Source organism: Escherichia sp. E10V5, from assembly GCF_004212315.1.
Lineage (GTDB): Bacteria > Pseudomonadota > Gammaproteobacteria > Enterobacterales > Enterobacteriaceae > Escherichia.
In genome coordinates this window covers 16,804-38,725 of record NZ_RHJM01000016.1, presented here as the reverse complement: position 1 = coordinate 38,725, position 21,922 = coordinate 16,804, and the positions used below count along the sequence as shown (strand labels likewise).

General features: G+C 52.8%; 31 protein-coding genes and 1 pseudogene. 21 read left to right on the top strand and 11 right to left on the bottom strand.

All coding sequences use genetic code 11. The annotated features are described in order from the left end of the window. Positions 1 to 10: 10 nt before the first annotated feature. From guaB to D9738_RS13370, 3 genes are all read left to right on the top strand, one after another. Complete coding sequence (gene guaB / locus D9738_RS13380) at positions 11 to 1,477, top strand: IMP dehydrogenase (RefSeq protein WP_001296289.1); 1,467 nt, start codon at positions 11 to 13, stop codon at positions 1,475 to 1,477. Between the two features lie 68 nt (positions 1,478 to 1,545). Continuing rightward, on the top strand, positions 1,546 to 3,123 hold the full coding sequence (gene guaA / locus D9738_RS13375) for a glutamine-hydrolyzing GMP synthase (protein WP_130260392.1): 1,578 nt from the start codon (positions 1,546 to 1,548) through the stop codon (positions 3,121 to 3,123). A 192-nt stretch (positions 3,124 to 3,315) separates the two neighbouring features. Further along, entirely contained in the window at positions 3,316 to 4,560 is a 1,245-nt protein-coding gene (locus D9738_RS13370) for a tyrosine-type recombinase/integrase (protein ID WP_130260391.1), read from the top strand. Here D9738_RS13370 and D9738_RS13365 read toward each other — a convergent pair. The 10 genes from D9738_RS13365 to D9738_RS13320 form a co-directional block, all read right to left on the bottom strand. Beyond that, the gene (locus D9738_RS13365; RefSeq protein WP_130260390.1) at positions 4,557 to 4,919 is read right to left on the bottom strand and encodes a hypothetical protein; all 363 of its coding nucleotides are present in this window, start codon (positions 4,917 to 4,919) and stop codon (positions 4,557 to 4,559) included. The two genes, D9738_RS13370 and D9738_RS13365, sit on opposite strands and share 4 nt — an antisense overlap. Further along, positions 4,916 to 5,560, bottom strand: coding sequence for an MT-A70 family methyltransferase (locus tag D9738_RS13360; RefSeq protein ID WP_130260389.1), 645 nt, complete (start codon positions 5,558 to 5,560; stop codon positions 4,916 to 4,918). The genes D9738_RS13365 and D9738_RS13360 overlap by 4 nt, the downstream gene beginning before the upstream one ends. Beyond that, entirely contained in the window at positions 5,553 to 5,858 is a 306-nt protein-coding gene (locus D9738_RS13355) for a PerC family transcriptional regulator (protein ID WP_130260388.1), read from the bottom strand. The genes D9738_RS13360 and D9738_RS13355 overlap by 8 nt, the downstream gene beginning before the upstream one ends. Positions 5,859 to 5,967: 109 nt before the next feature. After that, on the bottom strand, positions 5,968 to 6,216 hold the full coding sequence (locus tag D9738_RS13350) for an AlpA family phage regulatory protein (RefSeq protein ID WP_130260433.1): 249 nt from the start codon (positions 6,214 to 6,216) through the stop codon (positions 5,968 to 5,970). 53 nt (positions 6,217 to 6,269) lie between these two features. Then, positions 6,270 to 7,121 (bottom strand): RecT family recombinase, encoded by an 852-nt coding sequence (locus tag D9738_RS13345; protein ID WP_130260387.1) that lies wholly within the window; start codon positions 7,119 to 7,121, stop codon positions 6,270 to 6,272. Next, positions 7,118 to 7,939 carry a PD-(D/E)XK nuclease-like domain-containing protein gene (locus D9738_RS13340; protein ID WP_130260386.1) on the bottom strand — a complete coding sequence of 274 codons (822 nt, stop codon included), beginning with the start codon at positions 7,937 to 7,939 and terminating at the stop codon, positions 7,118 to 7,120. Before D9738_RS13340 ends, D9738_RS13345 begins: the two co-directional genes overlap by 4 nt. Beyond that, positions 7,936 to 8,169, bottom strand: a complete 234-nt coding sequence (locus tag D9738_RS13335) for a hypothetical protein (RefSeq protein WP_205712957.1) — start codon at positions 8,167 to 8,169, stop codon at positions 7,936 to 7,938. The genes D9738_RS13340 and D9738_RS13335 overlap by 4 nt, the downstream gene beginning before the upstream one ends. After that, positions 8,166 to 8,465 carry a hypothetical protein gene (locus tag D9738_RS13330; protein WP_130260385.1) on the bottom strand — a complete coding sequence of 100 codons (300 nt, stop codon included), beginning with the start codon at positions 8,463 to 8,465 and terminating at the stop codon, positions 8,166 to 8,168. Before D9738_RS13330 ends, D9738_RS13335 begins: the two co-directional genes overlap by 4 nt. Before the next feature lie 7 nt (positions 8,466 to 8,472). Next, complete coding sequence (locus D9738_RS13325; protein ID WP_130260384.1) at positions 8,473 to 9,432, bottom strand: hypothetical protein; 960 nt, start codon at positions 9,430 to 9,432, stop codon at positions 8,473 to 8,475. Positions 9,433 to 9,731: 299 nt separating this feature from the next. Continuing rightward, entirely contained in the window at positions 9,732 to 10,319 is a 588-nt protein-coding gene (locus D9738_RS13320) for a helix-turn-helix transcriptional regulator (RefSeq protein WP_130260383.1), read from the bottom strand. Between the two features lie 153 nt (positions 10,320 to 10,472). On the opposite strand from D9738_RS13320, the gene D9738_RS13315 reads away from it, so the two are divergent. The 13 genes and pseudogenes from D9738_RS13315 to D9738_RS13255 all read left to right on the top strand — a co-directional run bounded on the left by D9738_RS13315 (position 10,473) and on the right by D9738_RS13255 (position 17,919). After that, on the top strand, positions 10,473 to 10,703 hold the full coding sequence (locus D9738_RS13315) for a hypothetical protein (RefSeq protein ID WP_130260382.1): 231 nt from the start codon (positions 10,473 to 10,475) through the stop codon (positions 10,701 to 10,703). A gap of 147 nt (positions 10,704 to 10,850) precedes the next feature. Further along, on the top strand, positions 10,851 to 11,045 hold the full coding sequence (locus D9738_RS13310) for a hypothetical protein (protein ID WP_130260381.1): 195 nt from the start codon (positions 10,851 to 10,853) through the stop codon (positions 11,043 to 11,045). Beyond that, complete coding sequence (locus tag D9738_RS13305; RefSeq protein ID WP_130260380.1) at positions 11,042 to 12,103, top strand: DNA cytosine methyltransferase; 1,062 nt, start codon at positions 11,042 to 11,044, stop codon at positions 12,101 to 12,103. The genes D9738_RS13310 and D9738_RS13305 overlap by 4 nt, the downstream gene beginning before the upstream one ends. Then, positions 12,093 to 12,767 carry a DnaT-like ssDNA-binding domain-containing protein gene (locus D9738_RS24760; protein WP_165383332.1) on the top strand — a complete coding sequence of 225 codons (675 nt, stop codon included), beginning with the start codon at positions 12,093 to 12,095 and terminating at the stop codon, positions 12,765 to 12,767. Before D9738_RS13305 ends, D9738_RS24760 begins: the two co-directional genes overlap by 11 nt. Before the next feature lie 133 nt (positions 12,768 to 12,900). Continuing rightward, complete coding sequence (locus D9738_RS13295; RefSeq protein WP_130260379.1) at positions 12,901 to 13,245, top strand: DUF1064 domain-containing protein; 345 nt, start codon at positions 12,901 to 12,903, stop codon at positions 13,243 to 13,245. A gap of 61 nt (positions 13,246 to 13,306) precedes the next feature. Further along, on the top strand, positions 13,307 to 13,651 hold the full coding sequence (locus tag D9738_RS13290) for a hypothetical protein (RefSeq protein ID WP_130260378.1): 345 nt from the start codon (positions 13,307 to 13,309) through the stop codon (positions 13,649 to 13,651). Then, positions 13,651 to 14,175, top strand: a complete 525-nt coding sequence (locus D9738_RS13285) for an HNH endonuclease signature motif containing protein (RefSeq protein WP_130260377.1) — start codon at positions 13,651 to 13,653, stop codon at positions 14,173 to 14,175. The genes D9738_RS13290 and D9738_RS13285 overlap by 1 nt, the downstream gene beginning before the upstream one ends. Continuing rightward, a complete protein-coding gene (locus D9738_RS13280) occupies positions 14,175 to 14,363 on the top strand; it encodes a diguanylate phosphodiesterase (protein WP_130260376.1) in 189 nt (62 codons plus the stop codon). Before D9738_RS13285 ends, D9738_RS13280 begins: the two co-directional genes overlap by 1 nt. Positions 14,364 to 14,366: 3 nt before the next feature. Then, positions 14,367 to 14,849 (top strand): hypothetical protein, encoded by a 483-nt coding sequence (locus D9738_RS13275; RefSeq protein ID WP_130260375.1) that lies wholly within the window; start codon positions 14,367 to 14,369, stop codon positions 14,847 to 14,849. Continuing rightward, positions 14,846 to 15,253 (top strand): hypothetical protein, encoded by a 408-nt coding sequence (locus D9738_RS13270; protein ID WP_130260374.1) that lies wholly within the window; start codon positions 14,846 to 14,848, stop codon positions 15,251 to 15,253. Before D9738_RS13275 ends, D9738_RS13270 begins: the two co-directional genes overlap by 4 nt. Beyond that, a complete protein-coding gene (locus D9738_RS13265) occupies positions 15,246 to 15,584 on the top strand; it encodes a hypothetical protein (protein ID WP_130260373.1) in 339 nt (112 codons plus the stop codon). The genes D9738_RS13270 and D9738_RS13265 overlap by 8 nt, the downstream gene beginning before the upstream one ends. Positions 15,585 to 15,780: 196 nt before the next feature. Continuing rightward, a pseudogene (locus D9738_RS13260) lies at positions 15,781 to 16,456 on the top strand (terminase small subunit). Next, positions 16,453 to 17,919 (top strand): terminase, encoded by a 1,467-nt coding sequence (locus tag D9738_RS13255; protein ID WP_130260371.1) that lies wholly within the window; start codon positions 16,453 to 16,455, stop codon positions 17,917 to 17,919. The pseudogene D9738_RS13260 and the gene D9738_RS13255 overlap by 4 nt, the downstream one beginning before the upstream one ends. Before the next feature lie 206 nt (positions 17,920 to 18,125). Here D9738_RS13255 and D9738_RS13250 read toward each other — a convergent pair whose 3' ends face one another. After that, positions 18,126 to 18,497 carry a hypothetical protein gene (locus tag D9738_RS13250; RefSeq protein WP_130260370.1) on the bottom strand — a complete coding sequence of 124 codons (372 nt, stop codon included), beginning with the start codon at positions 18,495 to 18,497 and terminating at the stop codon, positions 18,126 to 18,128. 18 nt (positions 18,498 to 18,515) lie between these two features. Here D9738_RS13250 and D9738_RS13245 point away from each other — a divergent pair, with 18 nt between their 5' ends. The 5 genes from D9738_RS13245 (at position 18,516) to D9738_RS13220 (ending at position 21,916) form a co-directional block, all read left to right on the top strand. Beyond that, the gene (locus D9738_RS13245; RefSeq protein ID WP_130260369.1) at positions 18,516 to 18,695 is read left to right on the top strand and encodes a hypothetical protein; all 180 of its coding nucleotides are present in this window, start codon (positions 18,516 to 18,518) and stop codon (positions 18,693 to 18,695) included. 683 nt (positions 18,696 to 19,378) lie between these two features. Then, positions 19,379 to 19,585 carry a hypothetical protein gene (locus D9738_RS13235; protein WP_130260367.1) on the top strand — a complete coding sequence of 69 codons (207 nt, stop codon included), beginning with the start codon at positions 19,379 to 19,381 and terminating at the stop codon, positions 19,583 to 19,585. A gap of 14 nt (positions 19,586 to 19,599) precedes the next feature. Continuing rightward, positions 19,600 to 21,285 carry a portal protein gene (locus tag D9738_RS13230; RefSeq protein WP_130260366.1) on the top strand — a complete coding sequence of 562 codons (1,686 nt, stop codon included), beginning with the start codon at positions 19,600 to 19,602 and terminating at the stop codon, positions 21,283 to 21,285. Further along, a complete protein-coding gene (locus tag D9738_RS13225; RefSeq protein WP_165383334.1) occupies positions 21,285 to 21,596 on the top strand; it encodes a hypothetical protein in 312 nt (103 codons plus the stop codon). The genes D9738_RS13230 and D9738_RS13225 overlap by 1 nt, the downstream gene beginning before the upstream one ends. Beyond that, positions 21,593 to 21,916: a phenylalanyl-tRNA synthetase subunit beta gene (locus D9738_RS13220; protein ID WP_130260365.1), complete on the top strand. Its 324-nt coding sequence runs from the start codon at positions 21,593 to 21,595 to the stop codon at positions 21,914 to 21,916. Before D9738_RS13225 ends, D9738_RS13220 begins: the two co-directional genes overlap by 4 nt. The last annotated feature ends 6 nt before the right edge of the window (positions 21,917 to 21,922 follow it).

Sequence of the window (21,922 nt, the reverse complement as noted above, 5' to 3'; positions counted from 1 at the left end):
GATATTGCCCATGCTACGTATCGCTAAAGAAGCTCTGACGTTTGACGACGTTCTCCTCGTTCCTGCTCATTCTACCGTTCTGCCGAATACTGCTGACCTCAGCACTCAGCTGACGAAAACTATTCGTCTGAATATTCCTATGCTTTCCGCAGCAATGGATACTGTAACGGAAGCGCGCCTGGCTATTGCTCTGGCTCAGGAAGGCGGTATCGGCTTTATCCACAAAAACATGTCCATTGAACGCCAGGCGGAAGAAGTTCGCCGCGTGAAAAAACACGAATCTGGCGTGGTGACTGACCCGCAGACTGTTCTGCCAACCACGACGCTGCGTGAAGTGAAAGAACTGACCGAGCGTAACGGCTTTGCTGGCTACCCGGTTGTTACCGAAGAAAACGAACTGGTCGGCATCATCACTGGTCGTGACGTGCGTTTTGTCACCGACCTGAGCCAGCCGGTTAGCGTTTACATGACGCCGAAAGAGCGTCTGGTAACTGTGCGTGAAGGGGAAGCCCGTGAAGTTGTGCTGGCAAAAATGCACGAAAAACGCGTTGAAAAAGCGCTGGTGGTTGATGATGAATTCCACCTGATTGGCATGATCACCGTGAAAGACTTCCAGAAAGCGGAACGTAAACCGAACGCCTGTAAAGACGAACAAGGTCGTCTGCGTGTTGGTGCTGCGGTTGGCGCAGGTGCGGGTAACGAAGAGCGTGTTGATGCGCTGGTTGCCGCAGGCGTTGACGTTCTGCTGATCGACTCCTCTCACGGTCACTCTGAAGGCGTTCTGCAGCGTATCCGTGAAACTCGTGCTAAATATCCGGATCTGCAAATCATCGGCGGCAACGTGGCAACAGCTGCGGGCGCACGCGCTCTGGCAGAAGCCGGTTGCAGCGCGGTTAAAGTGGGTATTGGCCCAGGCTCCATCTGTACGACTCGTATCGTTACTGGTGTAGGTGTTCCGCAGATCACTGCCGTTGCTGACGCAGTTGAAGCCCTGGAAGGCACCGGTATTCCGGTTATTGCTGACGGTGGTATTCGCTTCTCCGGCGATATCGCGAAAGCCATCGCCGCAGGTGCAAGCGCGGTGATGGTCGGCTCCATGCTGGCAGGTACTGAAGAATCTCCGGGTGAAATCGAACTCTACCAAGGCCGCTCTTACAAATCTTACCGTGGGATGGGTTCTCTGGGCGCGATGTCCAAAGGTTCCTCTGACCGTTACTTCCAGAGCGACAACGCTGCCGACAAACTGGTGCCGGAAGGTATCGAAGGTCGCGTAGCTTATAAAGGTCGCCTGAAAGAGATCATTCACCAGCAGATGGGCGGCCTGCGCTCCTGTATGGGCCTGACCGGCTGTGGTACTATCGACGAACTGCGTACTAAAGCGGAGTTTGTACGTATCAGCGGTGCGGGTATTCAGGAAAGCCACGTTCACGACGTGACCATCACCAAAGAGTCCCCGAACTACCGTCTGGGCTCCTGATTCTCTTCGCCCGACTTCATGTCGGGCGATTTATATTATCTGTTTCACTTGCCTCGGAATAAGCGTCAATGACGGAAAACATTCATAAGCATCGCATCCTCATTCTGGACTTCGGTTCCCAGTATACTCAACTGGTTGCGCGCCGCGTGCGTGAGCTGGGCGTTTACTGCGAACTATGGGCGTGGGATGTGACAGAAGCACAAATTCGTGACTTCAATCCAAGCGGCATTATTCTTTCCGGCGGCCCGGAAAGTACCACCGAAGAAAACAGCCCGCGTGCGCCGCAGTATGTCTTTGAAGCAGGCGTACCGGTATTCGGCGTTTGCTATGGCATGCAGACCATGGCAATGCAGCTGGGCGGTCATGTTGAAGCCTCCAACGAACGTGAATTTGGTTATGCGCAGGTTGAAGTTCAAACTGATAGTGCGCTGATTCGTGGTATCGAAGATGCGTTAAGCGCAGATGGCAAGCCGCTGCTTGATGTGTGGATGAGCCACGGCGATAAGGTAACAGCAATTCCTGAAGGCTTTGTTACCGTCGCCAGCACCGAAAGCTGCCCATTTGCCATCATGGCTAACGAAGAAAAACGTTTCTATGGTGTTCAGTTCCACCCGGAAGTGACTCATACTCGTCAGGGTATGCGTATGCTGGAGCGTTTTGTACTGGATATCTGTCAGTGTGAAGCGCTGTGGACGCCAGCTAAAATTATCGACGACGCTGTAGCCCGCATTCGCGAGCAGGTGGGCGACGATAAAGTGATCCTCGGCCTCTCTGGTGGCGTGGATTCTTCCGTTACCGCGATGCTTCTGCATCGTGCAATCGGTAAAAACCTGACTTGTGTATTTGTCGACAACGGTCTGCTGCGTCTGAATGAAGCTGAACAGGTAATGGATATGTTCGGCGATCGTTTCGGTCTGAACATCATTCACGTTCCGGCAGAAGAGCGTTTCCTGGCAGCGCTGGCTGGAGAAAACGATCCAGAAGCAAAACGTAAAATCATCGGGCGCGTTTTCGTTGAAGTATTCGATGAAGAAGCGCTGAAACTGGAAGACGTGAAGTGGCTGGCGCAGGGGACTATCTATCCTGACGTTATCGAATCTGCCGCATCTGCAACCGGTAAAGCACACGTCATCAAATCTCACCACAACGTGGGCGGTCTGCCGAAAGAGATGAAGATGGGCCTGGTTGAACCGCTGAAAGAGCTGTTCAAAGACGAAGTGCGTAAGATTGGTCTGGAGCTGGGCCTGCCATACGACATGCTGTACCGTCACCCGTTCCCGGGACCGGGCCTCGGCGTTCGTGTGCTGGGCGAAGTGAAGAAAGAGTATTGTGACCTGCTGCGCCGTGCTGATGCCATTTTCATTGAAGAATTGCGTAAAGCGGATCTGTACGACAAAGTCAGCCAGGCGTTTACTGTCTTCCTGCCGGTACGTTCCGTTGGCGTAATGGGCGATGGTCGTAAATACGACTGGGTTGTCTCTCTGCGTGCTGTCGAAACCATCGACTTTATGACCGCACACTGGGCACATCTGCCGTACGATTTCCTCGGTCGCGTTTCCAACCGCATTATCAATGAAGTGAACGGTATTTCCCGCGTGGTGTATGACATCAGCGGCAAGCCACCAGCTACCATTGAGTGGGAATGATGTACAGCTAGTTCATAGCGCATCATATCTATTCAATTTCATCTCTAACCCTCTGTAATTGCAGAGGGTTTTTGTTTGTATCTACTCATATCTATTCACTCTACACCACATTTTTTGTCGGTACAGGTGACGGTATTACCCGAAAGGTATACTCTCATACCGACAAAAACATGGATGCATTACGGGTGAATTATGCTTACCGATACCAAACTGAAAAACATGAAGCCGAAAGAGAAACTTTATAAGGTTTCCGACCGTGACGGGCTGTATGTCGCCGTGCTCACGTCAGGCTCTGTCTCTTTCCGCTACGACTACCGAATTAACGGCCGCCGGGAAACACTGGTGATCGGACAATACGGGCGTGACGGTATCAGCCTGGCGGAAGCGCGGGAAGAACTCATCGCTGCCAAAAAACTCTTGAAGTCAGGCCTGTCACCGGCTGCGGCTAAACGTGACGGTATTAGGAAGATCCGCGGCGCTGAGACGTTTGCGGTACATACCGTCAGTTACATGAAGCATGTCGTGCTGGCGGAAAGTACCAGAGCAATGAAGCAGTCCGTTATTGACCGGGACATCATGCCAATACTTGGCAACAAGGTGATGGCGGAAATAACCACCTCAACAGTGCGCGACCTGTGTGATCGTATCGTTGAACGTGGCGGCCGGGCGACGGCGGTACAGGCGCGCGAGATAATCAGCAGCGTGTACCGTCACGCAAATGACCGAGGGCATGGCCTTTTTAATCCTGCGGCCGACATTAAGCCTTCATCGATAGCCGTATTCAAACCAAGAGAGAGAACGCTACAGCCGGAAGAGGTTGGCATATTCTTTCGAGCTCTGGATAACGTCAGCACCATGCCGACACTCAAGCTGGCAGTGAAGTTGGTGCTGCTGTCACTGGTGCGAAAAAGCGAGTTCACCAAGGCCACCTGGTCAGAGGTGGATTTCAAAAAATCGACGTGGACTATACCGGGCAACAGGATGAAGGCAGGGCGTGAACATGTGATCTATTTGCCAACTCAGGCGCAGGATTTGATGGTCGGCCTGCAGATGTGTGCTGGTGGAAGCGAATACCTGCTCCCGGGTCGCTACAGCGTCAGCAAGCCGCTATCCAATGCCGCGCTGAACTCAGTGATAGATCGTACTGTGGAATCTTGTGCCGGAACGCTGGAGCCATTCACTGTGCATGACCTGCGCCGCACGGCAAGCACGTTGCTGCATGAGGCAGGTTATCCGTCAGACTGGATAGAGAAGGCGCTGGCGCATGAGCAGAAAGGCGTGCGTGCGGTTTACAACAAAGCGGAGTACGCCCGGCAGCGCACCTACATGCTTCAGCAGTGGGCAGATATGGTTGATGCGTGGATTGACGGGGAGCACACCGACCTGGTGCCGTTCTCCCCGGCGAAGTTTGAGAAGTGGATGGAAGGAAACGGTTAGGCTGTGGCAAGTCGTTTTCCGGCTTTGGTGATTGCTCCTTTAACTGAACCAAGCTTGCGTTTAAGAGGAAGTATTTCTTTCCTCTGTATTCTGTACCATTCACGACAATGAGGGCAGGTAACTTCAGCATTAAATATGTCGCCAAAGCTTTCCGGTCCAAATGGGTAGTCTGGCTCCTGCTCTTTATGAAGCTGAATTACCCACTGGATATGGTTGAAATAACCTTTAGCAGGATCGTTTGATTCAATATCCTCTGGGTGGCATTTTTCAATAATTTCTCCAGAAAGTTTTTTCAAACGTTTAATTTCAGTCGTTAATTCATATTGCTGAATAGCAAGTTTTTCCAGTGATCCACTCATGCTGCACGCTCCTGGCCCTGCTTATCTGATGGTGATAGCGGAGTGTTTTTTAATGCCTGCGTCAATCCAGCGATATCAAGCGCATATCCTGGTTGCAACTTCACCGCCGGGCCTTCGCACTGATTGCCCCATACGTCGAAGCCATGCGACGACTGGCGGGCGAAAAGCTCGATCCTTGGTACATCGCCAAGCAACTGCACCAGTTTTTCGCGAATGAGATCCGGCTTGCGCGAGTTCTCCATCCGCGGTGCCGTGATGTGCTGGCATATCGAGGCATCCATGCGCGCCGGTAGTTTTCCTCGAACGGCAAACAGACAGTCTTCGCTGTTCGCCCGGGTCATGTGGCCCATTCCTATCGCGCTGTTGCCTTTGTGCTTATTCGTTTTGTGCCAGGTGAAGCCCTTCATGGTCATCAGCCTGAATCCCCATGCCTCGACAACCTTCAGCGCTTCGACCGGTTGAGTCGGCACCCACCACATCGCCAGAAGGCAATCGTCGGCGGCCAGATCCCATACTGGCAGGCGGCATATATCCATGACGTTCATTACCGGGTATTTGAACCCGGCCCCGCGGCTTCCGTCGGCAGCTTTGTCACGGTAAACCCAAGGCGGATCTGCGTAGATTAGCGTGTACTTAGTCATAAACCACCCCATTACAACCTGCACTAATTCCAGAATACTCGCCTCGGCGCAGGCCATTTCCCCGCGCAATGCATTGAGTTCGACGTACTGCGATACGGGCGCGCTCAACTTCACCCTGTGCCGCGTCCATACATTCCAGCCAAAGACGGGCGGCAATGCGATACTGCCCACGTTTTTCACGTTCTACTGCGCGGCTCTCTATCTCCATTGCTTCAGCAGTGACCGCCACAACCTTCTCACAGCGGCGAAGCGGCACATAATCATTGCGATAACGCTCCGCTCTTGAAATGCTTTTCATCGTATCCAGCCCTCTCTTGCGATTAGCGCCAGCAGGAACAGCCAGGCGCTGATTGCGGCCAGGCACCAATACCAGCCTGACCATTTATCGAAGTGCCGCGTGAGCGCAGTCATGCGGCGCTACTCACCGGGCGATATTTTCGAAGTTCAACCGGGGGCTTCTTTCCTTGAAATTCATCAGGGCTATTTGCCTTGCGCTCATCCAGCCACTTCTCTACCTCTTCCTGAGTCCACGCGCAGCGCTTATCGGTGATATACCAGCGCTTAGGAAATTCACCTGCCTGCTCAAGCCGATCGATTGTGCTCCATGACAATGGCACCACCGCCAGCAATTTCTTTTTGTCGAATGCACCTTTCATAAATTCCTCACTTGGTTGCATGTGCGGCGCTTCTCGCGCCGCGGTGGTGATCGTTAAACCGGGATTTCGTTCAACTCATCGCGACGGATGGTGTAAACGTCGGTGGCCTTCGCCAGGCGCTCATCGTCGTTTGCCAGTTTTTTGGCAACGTACGTGTAGGCCTTGTCCAGATCCTTAACGGTGTTGTAGGTCATGGCTGCATCGGTGAACGCTGACAGGATTTCATCGGGTTCCCGTTCGTCGGTATTCTTGCTGCGCTCTTCCTGCTGCTCAGGTTTGGAGTTAATCAGGTTGTTAATCCCTGCGGCAGTGCCTGCTGGTGGAGTGATGTCACGCTCAGCGCGTGGAGCTGTTTCCTGTAGTTCATCAGGCGTGTAAACACCAAGAATTGCCCCAGGGGTATGAGCTCTGGCCCAGTTTTTTACTTGAAGGTATCCGATCTGTTGTTTTGGGTTTGTTTTCCATAGAGGAGAATTTTTTGTTGTTATGCTGGATATGCACAGCCATTCATTCCAGGTTATATCCTGTTCACCACGAATTATTGCTCCTACGCGACACTCAAGTGCTGCTCCTTCGCCTTTGTATTCGTAGTGAAATCTCCCTTTGATTGCGCCAGATTGCTGGACAACAGCGTTAACAAGTTGAGCCTCGTAACCAAGTTGTCCATTTACCACATGCGTTTTCTGCGCCACGGCGAACGGGTTCATGCCCCACTGTGCAGCCTGCATGGTAACGGCCAAACAATCGGCAGGCTTCCCGGCAAGGTGCGCCGGAACAGTGGCTTTGCTTTGCGCCATCAAGTCGGCGAAACGCACCAGTTGATTCATACCTTCCTGGCTGAAAATTGCGGCAGCGGTTCCGACAGTAGCGCCAGGCTGTGAGGTGATTGCGATGTCGTTGCTCATATGTACATATCCTGTTTGCGTGCCCACGCAGGGCGTTTAATTATCTCCACGCCGCCCCAGTCGTTATTAACTCGGCATTCGTGATAGGTATTCAGATCCCGGCGGAACAATGAGTGCCCGGTGTTAACGTCTTCTTCGTCGAGTTGGAACACGCGCACCGGGTAGCGACCGCAGTCGATTGTTTCGCTGACAGCCAGGAAGAAGAATCCGTGTGGTTCCCCGGTGGTGCGCAGCGCACCTTCTCTATAAAACGCGTCCTGAACGTGGTAGCGGAACTCTTCAATGTGTCTGGCGAACCGTTCCATGTCGGCTACCTTTTTCACGTCGACGATCACGTTGTGATCGTTCAGCCACTTGTCTGGGCGGATGCGACACAATTCGCCAGTGGCCTCGCCGTTCCAGTACATCGACGCTTCGCAGTGGCCTGGAGCTTCAAGCATCCAGCGTGCCGCTGGGTGAGCCAGGGCACTTTCACGCATCAACTTCAGGCGGCGGCCTTCGTCAGCAGTCATCACCGTCATGCCTAGATCCGCGACGCTTTCGAGGAATGATTTCTCAGCGGCCTTTCCGTCATTGGTACGGCGGTTGAACTCTGGCGCTACGATGAAACGTTTATCGAACTCGCCAGGCTCAAGCAGCAGGCAGTGCAGCGCTGTTCCCATGTCCAGCGCGGATTTTTTCTCTTCGTCCTCTGGCGCTGCTTTCACCCACTGGAGCAGCGAAGGGTTTTTGGCGACCATATCGAGCTGAGACTTACTCACGCCGTCCCCGGCGTGGTAGTCAGCATTGCTGATGTCGAAGTAGATGCCAGGTGTCATTGACCCTCCCGAGCTTTCAGCATTGCATCGGCCACCAGGTATGCATCTATTGCCACTACCTGTGCGTTCTTTTCATTGATGAGGTCCCACATGCCAGGGTTAGACAGCATCCCTTGCATAGCCTTTGCTGCGAAGTAGTCGCGAATGAGCAATCCTTCGGTTCTGACGTTCTCGTTAGTCCAGTTCGCTTCAGTAGTTGGATGGACAGTCAAAATATCTTGATTACTCATGCTGCCCTCGCACTGTCTACCTGGTCAGCCACGTCCAGTTTCGCCACGACGCTGGTCAGTTCGCTGATGAAACTGGCGAATAGATCTTCGTACTCGACGCTCTCCTTCGCTGCTTCCAGAATTTCAGGACGAACACCGGTACGAATCAGGGCGCGCTCGAATGCTGGGTCCATTTCAATACCGCTCACCGCGTCGATCAGTTCGACGTGGCGGTCGTACACCTGCGATGACAACTTAAAATCTGACTCGAACAACGCGACGATTTTTTTCAGGTTGTTGAATTGCTGAATGTGCATAGTCACCTCAGTACTTGATCATGGTGTTGCTGACTTTTCCGCTGGCGATAGCTTTCAGAGCTTCGGTGGCAAACTCTTCTGGCAATCCGGCAGAAACCAGATCTGCAATTACCTGTCTATTGATTGCACGACGGTGCTCAATGTCAGCTGCGCGGCGCGCTTCTTCATCAGCGATTCGCTTCTGCTCTGCAAGGCGTGCTTCTTCTGCCTGTTTAGCCTTCATGCGTTCTGCTTCGATCGCATCCTGCTTATCCTTTTCAGCTTTCTCCGCTGCCGCTTTCGCATCGGCTTCAGCTTTTGCGATTGCGTTAAGGCGATCCTGCTCTGCACGTTCTGCTGCCTGTTTCGCCAGTAACTCGGCCTGCGCCTTCGCAGCAATAGCATCAGCTTCTCGCTTTTGCGCTGCGGCCAGTTCTGCCGCTGCCTTCCGTTCTGCGTCGCGTTTTGCCTGCTCAGTTGCCTGGCGCTTAAGCTCTTCTTCGTGAGCAATGCGCTGGCGATCTGCTTCTGCTTTTTTCTCAGCGACTTCGCGGTCGTGATTGGCGTTCATCAGCAGTGCCATTTCGTGGTCGGCTTCGACTTTTGCCGCCAACTCTTCGGCCTTCTTCTTCGCCTCTTCCTCAGCTTTGATGCGTTCCTGCTCTTCTTCCCATTCTGTGAGAGGGCGACGGACTTCATCACGAAGGTTGTCGCATTCAGTCACGAAGCGGCGAAGCTCGGCCTCAACCACTTTCGGCTGTTCCTTGAGGCGCTTCAGGTAATCACGACCTGGCTTTTCGACAGCAGTTTTACTGCGTGAAACCTGGGCAGCCAGTGAAGCAACGCGCGCCCGGCCTTTCGCTGTGCTCAGGTCAGGAACTTCTTTTACGGCTTCACGGATTTGCTCAAGAAAGGATTCCAGTCCGTTTTCAACATAAAGAGTTGGTGCCAGATCTGGTGCGATTTCGATAATTGCTAAATCAGTCACTTTGTTACCCCCATATCCATTTCTGTTTTCACCGCCAGCTTGCTGACGAATGCCCACTCGATTGCTTCACCAAGCGTCGGGAACTTCCAGCTCATGAGCCCGCACGCCGTAACGCAGTACCAACCATTGATGATCTTCCACTGCATGATTCTTTACCTCGGCTTGTTACCGTTGAGGTAATAATTATCCGTATGTGGGTTGATGTCAATAGATATGATGATAAAAAATTACCCATTGGGTAATGATTTGGGCGATAAAAAAGCCGCTCAATGGCGGCTTATGTCTGAGAATTCAGTATGTTATAGCTGGTTGTTTGCGTGCTGAGTAATCACAAAATCAATGAAACTTTCAATCTTACTTTTCTCGCTTTCAGGTAACGATGCGTACTTCGTTCTGTCGTATCTGATTCCTGCGGGGTCTTTCGGATGGATGAGCAACTCATAACCGCGGCGACCGAACGGGGCAGCGATGGCTTCCAGGGTGGCAAGGGTGATGCTGGCTTCATTGTTGAGCATTCTGTTCAGCGTTGACTGCGCCACACCTGATGCCCGTGATAGCTTACCCTGGGTAGACAGGTCGCGACTTTCACGCATCCAGCGCGCCAGGTTCTCAGCTGCCAGCAATCCGATATCACTCGGGCCAACCGGCTGGAATTCCGATACAGAAACAAGTTCATGATCTGTGTCGAGCCAGTTTGTCGGCTTGTTGGCTGCCATATCAATTTTACGTGCAGACTGGTCGCCGATGATTTTAGTGCCACGAGCCCAGCGGTTTACCAGATTAGGCTGAGTATCCAGGCGCTCCGCCAGGCGCGTTTGCACACCGTTAAAATCGCGTTCGATTAAATCGATGAGGTTCTTGCGGCGAATATCGTGGATACTTTTCATGCTCTGGTGATTAGTCTCGTAAGTGAATCATTTATGAGCCAATTAAAATCGATATTACCCCACAGGTAAATGCACCGTACAGGTAACGAACCTTGCTTTTTGTTACCTTATGGGTGAATATTGGTTATCTGAAATTAATATCAGGCAATAGAAATGAGTGACAACATCCCATTCGATTTCAAAAAACACTGGCTCCAGCTCACGCCTGACGAAAGGAAAGCGTTTGCAGATGAGGCAGAAACCACCGCTCACTACATCCAGACGCACTTGACCGGGAAGCGTAAAATGCCTGGTAAGGCATTGATGAATGGGCTTTTTAAAGCATGCAAATCCCGTGGCTGGGTAAGAACAAAACCAGAGCTCGCCGTATTCTTCTACTCCTGAACACCCTCTGAACCACCTCAGTGCCGCCGTCAGGCGGCCTAATCACTTCTATTAACACCTCTCAGGTAATAAATATCCGTATACGGTTGATCTTTTTTTGCTCCTGATTGAAAATCACCGTAACCGCAATCCAAAGAGGTTACGAAGATGGAGATTATTACGCGCAATGATGCCGCTAAAAGCGGGTTGAAGCGCTACTACACTGGCAAGGTCTGCAAACACGGACATCAAAGCGAACGCTGGACATATAACGGACACTGCGTCGAATGCACGATGGAAACAAACCGCCGTCGGCAGGCAGAAATCAAAGCTCTGATGAAAGCAGCGGGAGAAGCAGCATGATCCCAGCCGCGTACTACAACGAAATTGACCCGTTTGCAGCTCAGTGGCTGCGTAACCTAATCGCCGGCGGACACATAGCGCCCGGTGAAGTTGACGAAAGGAGCATTGAAGATGTCACACCTGACGACCTGCGAGAATTCACTCAGCACCACTTTTTTGCCGGGATCGGTGTCTGGTCTCACTCCCTCCGCCTCGCCGGATGGCCTGACGATAAACCAGTATGGACAGGCTCCCCCCCGTGCCAGCCTTTCAGCGCGGCAGGTAAAGGAGATGGGTTTGATGACGAGCGGCACTTATGGCCAGCCTTCTTCCACCTCATCAGCGAGTGCGGACCTCAGCATGTCTTTGGCGAACAGGTTGCAGCTGGTAACGCAAACCCATGGTTCGACCTTGTACAAGCTGACCTGGAAGGATTGGGATACGCCTTCGGGCTTGTGCCGTTTGCGGCAGCGGGCGTCGGTGCGCCGCACATCAGAGAGCGGGCCTACTGGGTGGCCCACGCCAGTGGCGAACACAAACCCGCAGCCGGAAACGAAGCGCGGCCTGCAACATGTCTCCGGAGCGGCGCGGTTAACGGGATGGCAAACACCAATGGCGAACGATTCAACCGGTTCGACTCATTGCTACAGCGGGAGAAATCAGGACGGGTCACCGAAAGTCTGCCTGAAACTACCGGGCACAGCACTACTAGCCGGATGGGTAACGCCAACGACTCGCGACTGGAAGGACACATCTGGCATGACAGCGCAGCGGGATGGAAAGGAGCGACTGGATCAGTTGCCGAGACAGGCATACACAGCGGGCCCCTTGAGGTTAACGGTTTTTGGCGAGATGCGGACTGGCTCTTTTGTCGAGATGGGCAATGGCGTCCAGTTGAATCCGGCACATTCCCGTTGGTTGCAAGGTTTGCCAAAAGCCTGGGACACGGAAAGTCCTCATTACGAGCACTGGCAGGCCGCAACCGAACAGGCCGCCTTAAGGGTTACGGTAACGCCATAAACGCACAGGCTGAGGCTGAATTCATCCGGGCTTATATGGGGGTGAACTATGGCAAGTAGTTGGATTAAGGTTGAAGTAATCACCCCTGACAAGCCCGAGATTTTCCAGATAGCAGAACTGTTGAATATTGACCCGGATGCTGTTCTTGGAAAGTTGGTTCGCATATGGGCATGGGCCGATCAACAAACGATAGACGGTAACGCTGGCAGCGTTACAAAGGGAGTGTTCGACAGGATCGCTTTTATTACAGGATTCGCCGACGCACTGATCTCTGTAGGCTGGCTTGCCTATCAGGAAGGAAAGCTCATCCTGCCTAACTTTGAGCGGCATAACGGAGAATCATCGAAAAAACGAGCACTTACAAACAGAAGGGTGGCAGAACTTAGAAAGCGTGAAACGCAAAAGGTAACGCAACCAGCGTTACAAAAAACGTTACCAGAGGAAGAGGAAGAGGAAGAATATAAACCCCATATAAACCCCACTCATAACGCGCGCGCGAAAAACTCTGTGGATAACTTTTTGATGCATTCAGACTGGAGGCCAGATCCAGACTTTGCAGAGCAGTCGAAAGAATGGGGTACGCCGGTTGAGCGAGGTGTCAGGAAAACAGAGTTGGCGTCATTCATCGACTTCTGGAAATGCGAAGAGGTGTCGCTTAATCAATACCAGTGGCAGCAGAAGCTGGCGCGGCACATCATCATGGTTCGAAGCGACGGCGCATAGGCAATAGTCGTTAACAGGCAGCGCAGCAGCGCATTTTTTTACGCCTGAATTGTTACCTGTCAGGTAAAAATAAATGCGCATAACTATTGATATTAATCCGTAAGTGGATTTTAATTACCCAAGAGGTAAGGCGATGCAGAAGAGACTACAGGCGCTTGGCCGACTGAAGACCGGGCAGATGAACCAGACCGAGGCGGCCTACTGCCAGATGTTGGAACTGCGTAAGCGTGCAGGGGAAGTTGCCTGGTACCGGTTTGAAGGCATCAAGCTGCGGCTGGCGGATAACACGTTCTACACGCCTGACTTTGCAGTGATGCTCGCCAGCGGTGAGATGGAACTGCACGAGGCGAAGGGCATGTGGACTGATGATGCCAGGGTGAAAACCAAAGTGGCAGCCGATCAGTATCCGTTCCGCATCATCGCAGTAACGCCGAAGCCAAAGAAAGCGGGTGGAGGCTGGAAGGTCGAAGAGTTCTGAAACGACGATCCTTTTTGTTATCAGCGTAATCAATAACTTATACGGGTAATTGGGGGTAAAGATGGAATGGAACAATGAACAACTGATTGAAACTGCTCGGGTTGTGGCGAAGTACGAGAACGAGAAGGCGGCTCAACTGCTGAATGAACTGGCTACTCGGTTTGATTGTTCGCTGGTTGCAACCCGGACTGCATGTGCTGAACGCGATGCGCTGGCGGCGGAGAATGCGGGGCTGAAGTCTCTTATTGAGCAGCGCGCCGATTCCGCAGAGCAGCAAGTAATCGTACTTCCAGAGCCGTTTTACCCTGACGGCGATATTGATTGCCCGCTGGTAGTGAACCTTCCTGATATTCAGGATGCCTGTTCCGCTGCTGGCATCACCCTACAGATTCAGGGAGGTGAGTGATGTCTCAGGTCGCGAATCGTAAAGGGATGATGATAGAACTGCCGGAGCAAACCACCATTCTTCCGAGGGTGGGTCTGCCTGATGATCGTTATTCAAAACCGAAGAACAAAATCACCAAAGCGCAGCGCGCTGAATTGCGTATGAAATTTGGTGGTCGCTGCGCTTATTGCGGTTGTAAGTTGCCAGAAAAAGGCTGGCACGCCGATCACGTTGAACCGGTTCGTCGGGATTTTGAGTTCGTTCGGGCTCCGGCCGGTAGCGGCTCGTCCGTCGTCGCGCGCAGCACTGGTAAGGTAATGCATCCGGAGCTGCACGCCATCGATAATCTGTTTCCATCCTGCGCGCCGTGCAATCTGTTCAAGGCTGCATTCAGTGTGGAAATGATGCGGAAAGAAATCTCTAAGCAGGCCGAGCGAGCCAGAGCATACAGTGTGAACTTCCGTACCGCTGAGCGGTTCGGCATTGTGGAGGTTATCGAAAAGCCTGTGGTTTTCTGGTTTGAGCAATATCAGGGAGGTGAGTGATGAAAATGGGAGAGCATATGCAGCCAGTGGTTGCGCTTGTGAATGAATTAACAGGCAACGACATGGAGGAATCCCTAAAGCGTCTGGCAATGGTTACTGCTGAATACATGATTACTGCTGACTCAACCGACATGAGCGTCGATGTCGGCGTAATTAACATTAATGTCAATATTGAAGTTAGGGGTTAGGCCATGACCACTATCACCAAAGAATGGTTACAGCAGAAAATCGCACACATGAAGCGCCGTGATGAAGAAACCTTTGGCGTTGATATGGAACATCAGATGACACTGGAATCACTACAGTTGGCGCTGGCCGGAATGGAGCAGGAGCCTAAGTATAACGCTGCTGTCGAAACGCTCGAGCGCCATGGTTTCACCTGGTGTGGTGGCGAGCAATGGAAACCACCGCTGGGCCTTCCACCTGCATTCATCAGCAACGACCGAGCAGAGCTTCAGGAATACCGAAAAGCGGCACCCATCGAGATAAACGACGAGATGGCGCTGGCATTCATCCGTGCTCTAACAGATGGAGAGGTGAGCGCAGAAGCGATGGAAGATGAGTTTGAGGACATCAAAACTGGTCTGCGTGCTGCGTTTGCCAATGTTTCCGCCCCGCAGTTGTCCGGTAATTCCGAACAAGTAGGCTACGCAGGAAAGGAGCCTACAGAATGACTATTGACGAATTGAAACAGCAACTACCGCGCCGCGAGCTTCTTGAAGACTGGACTGATGGGCTGGGTGGATTTACCGGCGCTAATTATGAAGAGCTGGCCGTCATGTCTAAATTCATTTTGGCGGTTATTGATGCACACGCGCAGTTGGAAGGTTACTGTGTTATGCCTAAAAAGCTCACCGCTGAAAATGGCGCTAAGGGTGCCTTATCCGGAGAGTTCCAGGTTACACATCGTATCCTCTGCCAGTCGTGCGGCGGTGTAGGTTGTGAGGACTGCAACGAGGAAGGCGGCTGGGATGGTGAAATTACTATTGGGTGGGACACCATCAAGCAGATTCATGAATCTGCTGTAGAAGCTTGCGCACTGCCATCAGCACCGCAGCAGGGGAAGAGCAATGACTAAATCAGCAGCAGAGCGCAAAGCAGCGCAGCGCGCCCGGCAAACCGCCGCCGGTGAACGCAAACTGGAACTGTATCTCGACGAACAGGAAGTGGATATGCTGGCGCGAAATTGCGCCGCCCGTCGCCCTGGGCGCGCGCCGTACGAGATGAGCGAATACATCGCGATGCTGATCCGCCAGGATGATGCTCGCGTTCGTGGTCGTATCAAATCAATCGGCGCGAACCGCTGCGGGAAATGCGGCGATATGCTGCCGGTTGAGTTGTGTCCGTTCGATGGTGATTCGTCGTGCTGGGTTACAATGGGTTGGCATAACGTAAAACTGGAGGTGTGAAGTGACCAAAGAGGAATTCACAAACAAGCTACGTCATCTTTCGGAGGAGACAGAGAGGCACGCCGGGTTTACTCACGTCGACGCAGATGAGCTAATCATCCAGTGGCTGCGAGAAACTGGATGCGAAGAAGCAGCTGATATTTTCGATAGCATGGAGAAGTGGTACGGGTGATGTGACATGTCACGATGAATATAAATAACAGCAACGGCCGCCGACTATGGCGGCTTTGTTTTGCATGATAGTATTACCACAACGGTAATTAATTACTTTGGTGGTAACAATGCCAGCGGAACCAAAACCACACAAACGCAAATCAACGCAATTTAAGCCGCTTACAGCGATGCAGGAGGCTTACTGCCAGTCATACATCAAGAGCCCTGAAAATCAGTCTCAGGCGGCGATAGACGCAGGATTTTCTCCTAATACGGCGGCGGTCAAAGCCAGCGTCATGATGCGCGATGAGCGAATCCAGAAACGGATTGCTGAACTCATGGAGGAGCGCAACAAGCGCACCCGCGTCAGCGCTGATTATGTTCTGCTTCGCCTGGTGGAAATCGACCAGATGGATGTGATCGACATTCTGAACGATGACATGAGTATTAAACCGGTTTCGGAGTGGCCGAGGGTCTGGCGCCAGTATCTTACCGGATTCGAGTTGGCAGACATGTTTGAGGGGCGCGGCGATGAGAAAGAACTGGTCGGCATCCTCAAAAAGATAAAATGGCCCGACAAGGTGAAGAATCTGGAGCTCATCGGCAAGCACGTCGATGTTATGGCGTTCAAAGAACGCCTCGAGGTTTCCGGCACCGTCACCATTGCAGACCGCATGGCATCCGCGCGCCGCCGCATCAGAGAGGCTGGTGAGAAATGACCGAATCACCGTCGCCAGAAGAGCAACTCATCGAGGACATTGCCGGGTTTACACATGACCCGCTTGGCTATGCACTGTATGCATTCCCTTGGGGTGAGGATGGCACCGAGCTGTCACACGCTACTGGGCCGCGTAAGTGGCAGGCAGACGCATTCCGCGAGATACGAGATCACCTCCAGAATCCCGCAACACGTTACCAGCCGCTGATGATTGCCCGCGCATCCGGACACGGCATCGGGAAATCGGCATTCATCTCGATGCTGATTAACTGGGGCATGTCCACCTGCGAGGACTGCAAGGTGGTGGTGACCGCCAACACCGATAACCAGCTTCGCACCAAGACATGGCCGGAAATCATCAAATGGTCGAACCTGGCTATCACAAAAGAGTGGTTCACCTGCACCGCCACAGCGATGTACAGCAACGATGCCGGGCATGATAAGCGCTGGCGTGCTGACGCTATCCCATGGTCTGAGCACAATACCGAGGCATTCGCCGGGCTGCACAACGAGCGCAAGCGGATCATTGTGGTATTCGATGAAGCATCCAACATTGCCGATCTGGTGTGGGAGGTTGCCGAGGGCGCTCTGACGGACGAGGACACCGAGATTATTTGGGTGGCGTTCGGTAACCCGACGCGAAACACCGGACGTTTCCGCGAGTGCTTCCGCAAATACAAGCATCGGTGGAAGACGGCGCAGATTGATTCCCGCACCGTAGAGGGCACGAACAAAGAGCAGTTGCAGAAGTGGGTTGACGATTACGGCGAGGATTCTGACTTCGTGAAGGTTCGCGTGCGTGGGATCTTCCCTGATGCATCAGAGCTGCAGTTTATCCCGACCGGGCTCACTGATGCTGCGATGAAGCGCGTCGTTACCGCTGCGCAGGTGGCTCATGCGCCGGTGATTATCGGCGTTGATCCGGCATACTCCGGTGCTGATGACGCGGTGATATACCTGCGCCAGGGGCTGCATAGCAAAAAGCTCTGGTCTGGCTCGAAGACAACCGACGACCTGATTATGGCGAAGCGCATCGCCGACTTCGAGGACGAGTACAAGGCCGACGCAGTGTTCATCGACTTCGGCTACGGAACCGGGCTGAAATCTGTCAGTGATGGCTGGGGGCGTTCATGGCAACTTGTTCCGTTCGGTGGCGCATCAACAGATCCGCAAATGCTTAACAAGCGCGGCGAGATGTTCAACAGTTGCAAGTCATGGCTGAAGCTCGGCGGTATGCTTGACAATCAGCAGACTGCCGATGACCTGTCGGCGGCAGAGTACAAAGTCAGGGTGGATGGCAAGATTGTGATGGAGCCGAAAGAAGACATTAAAGATCGTCTCGGGCGTTCGCCTGGTGACGGTGACGCGCTACTGCTGACCTTCGCGTTTCCGGTAGCGAAGAAGATGAATCTGCCGGGTCAGCAGCAAGGGAAAGCCATAACAGATTATGACCCCTTTGCATGATGCACAAAAAAAGCCAGCGCATCGGCTGGCTCATGACATCATCAGTGCGCGGTAGCTGGTGCTGATACCCAGCATGTGGCAGGTTGACAACAGCCACCTTCTTTCCCCGTCTCGTTAGCCCGAGAATTTACCGCGCTATTCAGAATAACAATGTTGAGTTCATAAACCAATACAGATGAGCAGGATGATTGTGACGTGTCACGGTGTTACTTAATGGCATCGAATCCAGCGTTGATTGCTTCCGCAATATTGGTGGCATTGGTTTTATCGAATAGCCCATTCTGAATAATCGCCGCATGCAGGCATTGTAATTTCATGTTGTATAAGTGTTCACTGCGGTAATCGGCATCTGATTTTGATAGTCCATTCTCTAATGTTTCATGGAGTCCGCCGCCCATATTGTACCACTGCCAGCACTTACCGAACTCACGATTCAGATCTCCATCATTCAGACCATCAATCACTGACAGGTCAGATACCGCATCTTCATGCTCAGGCTGATATCCTTCGCCGATAGCTTGTTTTAGGTATTCTGTCATCTCGCCGCGTGGCGGGTTAAGTTCTTCAATCTCTTTCATAATTTTCACCTTAAAAAAATGCCCACCGAAGTGGGCGAGCTGGAAGCATGGGAGTCTGCCTTCCTTGGCATTACGGGTTTACAACGGAAAGCCATCGCAATGACGTTCTGGTGTAAAAAGGGCGGTGCCAGCGACTTCGGGATGGTTGTTTCTGACACCGCCAAGTTAAAGCTATCGTTACAGGTACTACGGGTATAACGGTCCTGAGGCGTGATTTGATTTGTGGCGGTGGTGCCTCCACCTGTCAGCCCGGCTACGGCTGACGACGTTAAACTATTAGATAACTTTTCATTTCAAGCGTGGAATGAAATGCCTCGTCACGTGCGCACAGCCGCATTGCCACAATGAAGAAAGCACAGGTTTTCATGTAAGAATCCGCTGCAACCGCCAAGAAGCTCAGATTCATTCTCCACCGCTCCATGACCAATGCTCTCATCATTGCATCCTCGTCTCTTCCGAGGTGTCACACCGTATCGCCACGATGGTGAATCGCCCTAAGGCCGTTAGCGAGCCAGGCTTGCACATTCCGGCTACCCGGCTAGGAAAGGGAACCCTACAAGGAACCCGCCGGACCGCTATCGCTGCATGTGCCATACAACGGTTGTTATTCACAACTGAGAGCACACTCCACCATTTGGATTTAACGGCTTACCGTATGGGGATAGTCAGGAATGCACTCTCATGTTGTGAGCCGATAACCTGAATTATTCGGCTCATCTGGTGAGTTGAATGTCACATAGCAACATCCTTCACCAAATCAATCATGCAATGATTAATTACCTTTAAGGTAATAATTGCTCGATAAAATGTCAATGCACTACGTAAAATAATCCTTATGTGGTTAAATTGGTAATAATTTAATTGCGTGCGGAGTTACGTTTATGTGCATGGGTGGCTCACCTTCAGTACCAGCGGCACCAGAAGTTCAGGCCGCACCACAGGAACAGGATCAGGCCGTTGTGTCAGCGCGTGACGATGAAGAACGTCGACGCCGTGCTGCTGCCGGGCAGAAGTCCACGATGCTGACCGGTGCGCAAGGCGATACCTCGACCGCAAATACCAGCGGTAAAACGCTGCTCGGACAGTAACGGAGTCCTGCGAAATGGCGACGGAAACCGTAAAAGAGCAACTGATTAAGCAGCTTGCGCAAATGGAGAATGAGCGTACTTCGTTCGAATCTCACTGGCGAGAGCTGAGTGATTACATCATTCCGCGTGGTTCCCGTTTCCTGGTCACTGACGTAAACCGTGATCGCCGCAATACCAGAATCATTGACCCTACCGCGACCCTGGCAGAGCGCGTGCTTTCCAGTGGCATGATGTCAGGCATCACCAGTCCGGCCCGTCCGTGGTTCAAGCTGGCAACACCTGATCCCGACATGATGGATTACGGCCCGGTTAAGCAGTGGTGCGAAACCGTTCAGCGATACATGAACGAAATGTTCAACCGCTCGAACCTGTATCAGTCTTTGCCGCTGCTGTATTCCTCACTCGGAACGTACAGCTCTGGTGCAATGGCTGTACTGGAAGACGACACCGATATCATCCGTACGCAGATGTTCCCGATTGGCAGCTACTACCTGTCGAACTCTGCTCGCGGCAGCGTCGATACCTGCTTCCGTAAGTTCTCGATGACCGTTCGCCAGATGGTGATGGAATTCGGCCTTGATAAGGTCAGCACTTCCGTTAAAAGCATGTGGGAAAACGGAACATACGAGAAGTGGATCGAGGTGATTCATTCCGTATACCCGAACACCGACCGCGACACTGGCAAGCTGGACAGCAAGAACAAGCCGTACAAGTCGGTTTACTTTGAGGTTGGCGGCGACAACGAAAAGCTGCTGCGCGAGTCCGGCTACGACGAATTCCCGATCATGGCTCCGCGCTGGGAAGTTAACGGCGAGGACGTTTACGGCTCATCTTGCCCAGGCATGATTGCACTGGGCCCGGTGAAGGCGCTTCAGCTTGAGCAGAAACGCAAGAGCCAGCTGATCGACAAGGCCACCAATCCACCAATGATCGGTCCGTCGTCACTGAAGAATCAGCGCGTCTCCCTGCTGCCTGGCGACATCACCTACATCGACCAGGTGGGTAATCAGGACGGATTCAAACCTGCTTACCTCGTAAACCCGAACACCGCCGACCTGCTGGCTGACATTCAGGACACACGCCAGGTCATCAAAAACGCCTACTTCGTCGACCTCTTCATGATGTTGCAGAACATCAATACCCGCTCAATGCCTGTTGAAGCGGTGATCGAGATGAAGGAAGAGAAGCTCCTGATGCTTGGCCCGGTGCTCGAGCGCCTCAATGACGAGTGCCTTAACCCGCTTATCGACCGCGCATTCTCCATCATGGCACGCAAGAACATGCTGCCGCCACCGCCTGAGGTCATGCAGGGCATGCCGCTGAAAGTCGAGTACATCTCGGTGATGGCGCAGGCACAGAAATCAATCGGAATTTCCAGCCTTTCTCAGACCGTTGCATTCATTGGTCAGCTGGCGACCGTCAAACCGGAAGCACTCGACAAGCTCAATGCCGACGAAGCGATCGACGCATTCGCGGAAATGTCCGGCGTATCGCCGAGCGTTATCACCTCGCAGGAAGAGGTTGAGCAGTTGCGTAAAGCTCGCGCCGAACAGGCTCAGATGCAGCAACAGATGCAGATGGGGATGGCAGCGGCTCAGGGGGCCAAGACTCTCAGCGAAACGCAGACGTCGGACCCTAGCGCGTTGACTGCCATTTCAAACGCAGCGGCTAACGCCACTGGCGCGGGGGCTCGTCAGTGATGGTGAGCGATCTGCTTGATGAAGAGAACGCCGAAGAAAGAAAAGCCCGTGAAGTGGCCAATGAGATTCTTCGTAAGCGCGACATTGAAGACATTCAACGCGTCATGGGATCTGAACAGGGCCGTCGGGTGTTGTGGTCTCTGCTGGAAAAGGGAAGTGTTTTTGGCCCTTGCTTCACCAATGACCCGTATGTGACTGCATTCAACGAAGGGCAGCGCAATCTGGCGCTGATGCTATTTCAGCGCGTAATGGCGCACTGCCCGGATCAGTATCTGAAGATGGCCGCAGAGGCCGGTGAGGACAATTTATGACACAGGTACAAACTCAGCGCGTCGTGCGTCTCGATGGCTCAAATCAGGTAGTTGAGGTTCCGGATCCTTCTCCAGCAGTAATTGGCGCTCCGACCACAACCGATTACGGCGGTGTAAAGCTTGGAGCGACTATCGCGGCACCGGCTGCAATGACGGCTACCGCAGACACCAACTCTTCAGCATCAGACGTTGCTGGTCTTGTTACTGACCACAATGACCTGGTAGCCAAATACAACGCGCTGCTGACAGATGCAACCGCACTACGTACCACTCTTGCCGCTGTTCTGGCCCAGTTGAAAGCCAAAACGATCCCGGTTTAAGGAGAT

Bases quoted from the DNA above. Each gene is read 5' to 3' on its own strand.
- guaB (WP_001296289.1), top strand. From the start codon at position 11: ATGCTACGTATCGCTAAAGAAGCTCTGACGTTTGACGACGTTCTCCTC.
- guaA (WP_130260392.1), top strand. From the start codon at position 1,546: ATGACGGAAAACATTCATAAGCATCGCATCCTCATTCTGGACTTCGGT.
- D9738_RS13370 (WP_130260391.1), top strand. From the start codon at position 3,316: ATGCTTACCGATACCAAACTGAAAAACATGAAGCCGAAAGAGAAACTT.
- D9738_RS13365 (WP_130260390.1), bottom strand. From the start codon at position 4,919: ATGAGTGGATCACTGGAAAAACTTGCTATTCAGCAATATGAATTAACG.
- D9738_RS13360 (WP_130260389.1), bottom strand. From the start codon at position 5,560: ATGACTAAGTACACGCTAATCTACGCAGATCCGCCTTGGGTTTACCGT.
- D9738_RS13355 (WP_130260388.1), bottom strand. From the start codon at position 5,858: ATGAAAAGCATTTCAAGAGCGGAGCGTTATCGCAATGATTATGTGCCG.
- D9738_RS13350 (WP_130260433.1), bottom strand. From the start codon at position 6,216: ATGAAAGGTGCATTCGACAAAAAGAAATTGCTGGCGGTGGTGCCATTG.
- D9738_RS13345 (WP_130260387.1), bottom strand. From the start codon at position 7,121: ATGAGCAACGACATCGCAATCACCTCACAGCCTGGCGCTACTGTCGGA.
- D9738_RS13340 (WP_130260386.1), bottom strand. From the start codon at position 7,939: ATGACACCTGGCATCTACTTCGACATCAGCAATGCTGACTACCACGCC.
- D9738_RS13335 (WP_205712957.1), bottom strand. From the start codon at position 8,169: ATGAGTAATCAAGATATTTTGACTGTCCATCCAACTACTGAAGCGAAC.
- D9738_RS13330 (WP_130260385.1), bottom strand. From the start codon at position 8,465: ATGCACATTCAGCAATTCAACAACCTGAAAAAAATCGTCGCGTTGTTC.
- D9738_RS13320 (WP_130260383.1), bottom strand. From the start codon at position 10,319: ATGAAAAGTATCCACGATATTCGCCGCAAGAACCTCATCGATTTAATC.
- D9738_RS13315 (WP_130260382.1), top strand. From the start codon at position 10,473: ATGAGTGACAACATCCCATTCGATTTCAAAAAACACTGGCTCCAGCTC.
- D9738_RS13310 (WP_130260381.1), top strand. From the start codon at position 10,851: ATGGAGATTATTACGCGCAATGATGCCGCTAAAAGCGGGTTGAAGCGC.
- D9738_RS13305 (WP_130260380.1), top strand. From the start codon at position 11,042: ATGATCCCAGCCGCGTACTACAACGAAATTGACCCGTTTGCAGCTCAG.
- D9738_RS24760 (WP_165383332.1), top strand. From the start codon at position 12,093: ATGGCAAGTAGTTGGATTAAGGTTGAAGTAATCACCCCTGACAAGCCC.
- D9738_RS13295 (WP_130260379.1), top strand. From the start codon at position 12,901: ATGCAGAAGAGACTACAGGCGCTTGGCCGACTGAAGACCGGGCAGATG.
- D9738_RS13290 (WP_130260378.1), top strand. From the start codon at position 13,307: ATGGAATGGAACAATGAACAACTGATTGAAACTGCTCGGGTTGTGGCG.
- D9738_RS13285 (WP_130260377.1), top strand. From the start codon at position 13,651: ATGTCTCAGGTCGCGAATCGTAAAGGGATGATGATAGAACTGCCGGAG.
- D9738_RS13280 (WP_130260376.1), top strand. From the start codon at position 14,175: ATGAAAATGGGAGAGCATATGCAGCCAGTGGTTGCGCTTGTGAATGAA.
- D9738_RS13275 (WP_130260375.1), top strand. From the start codon at position 14,367: ATGACCACTATCACCAAAGAATGGTTACAGCAGAAAATCGCACACATG.
- D9738_RS13270 (WP_130260374.1), top strand. From the start codon at position 14,846: ATGACTATTGACGAATTGAAACAGCAACTACCGCGCCGCGAGCTTCTT.
- D9738_RS13265 (WP_130260373.1), top strand. From the start codon at position 15,246: ATGACTAAATCAGCAGCAGAGCGCAAAGCAGCGCAGCGCGCCCGGCAA.
- D9738_RS13255 (WP_130260371.1), top strand. From the start codon at position 16,453: ATGACCGAATCACCGTCGCCAGAAGAGCAACTCATCGAGGACATTGCC.
- D9738_RS13250 (WP_130260370.1), bottom strand. From the start codon at position 18,497: ATGAAAGAGATTGAAGAACTTAACCCGCCACGCGGCGAGATGACAGAA.
- D9738_RS13245 (WP_130260369.1), top strand. From the start codon at position 18,516: ATGCCCACCGAAGTGGGCGAGCTGGAAGCATGGGAGTCTGCCTTCCTT.
- D9738_RS13235 (WP_130260367.1), top strand. From the start codon at position 19,379: ATGTGCATGGGTGGCTCACCTTCAGTACCAGCGGCACCAGAAGTTCAG.
- D9738_RS13230 (WP_130260366.1), top strand. From the start codon at position 19,600: ATGGCGACGGAAACCGTAAAAGAGCAACTGATTAAGCAGCTTGCGCAA.
- D9738_RS13225 (WP_165383334.1), top strand. From the start codon at position 21,285: ATGGTGAGCGATCTGCTTGATGAAGAGAACGCCGAAGAAAGAAAAGCC.
- D9738_RS13220 (WP_130260365.1), top strand. From the start codon at position 21,593: ATGACACAGGTACAAACTCAGCGCGTCGTGCGTCTCGATGGCTCAAAT.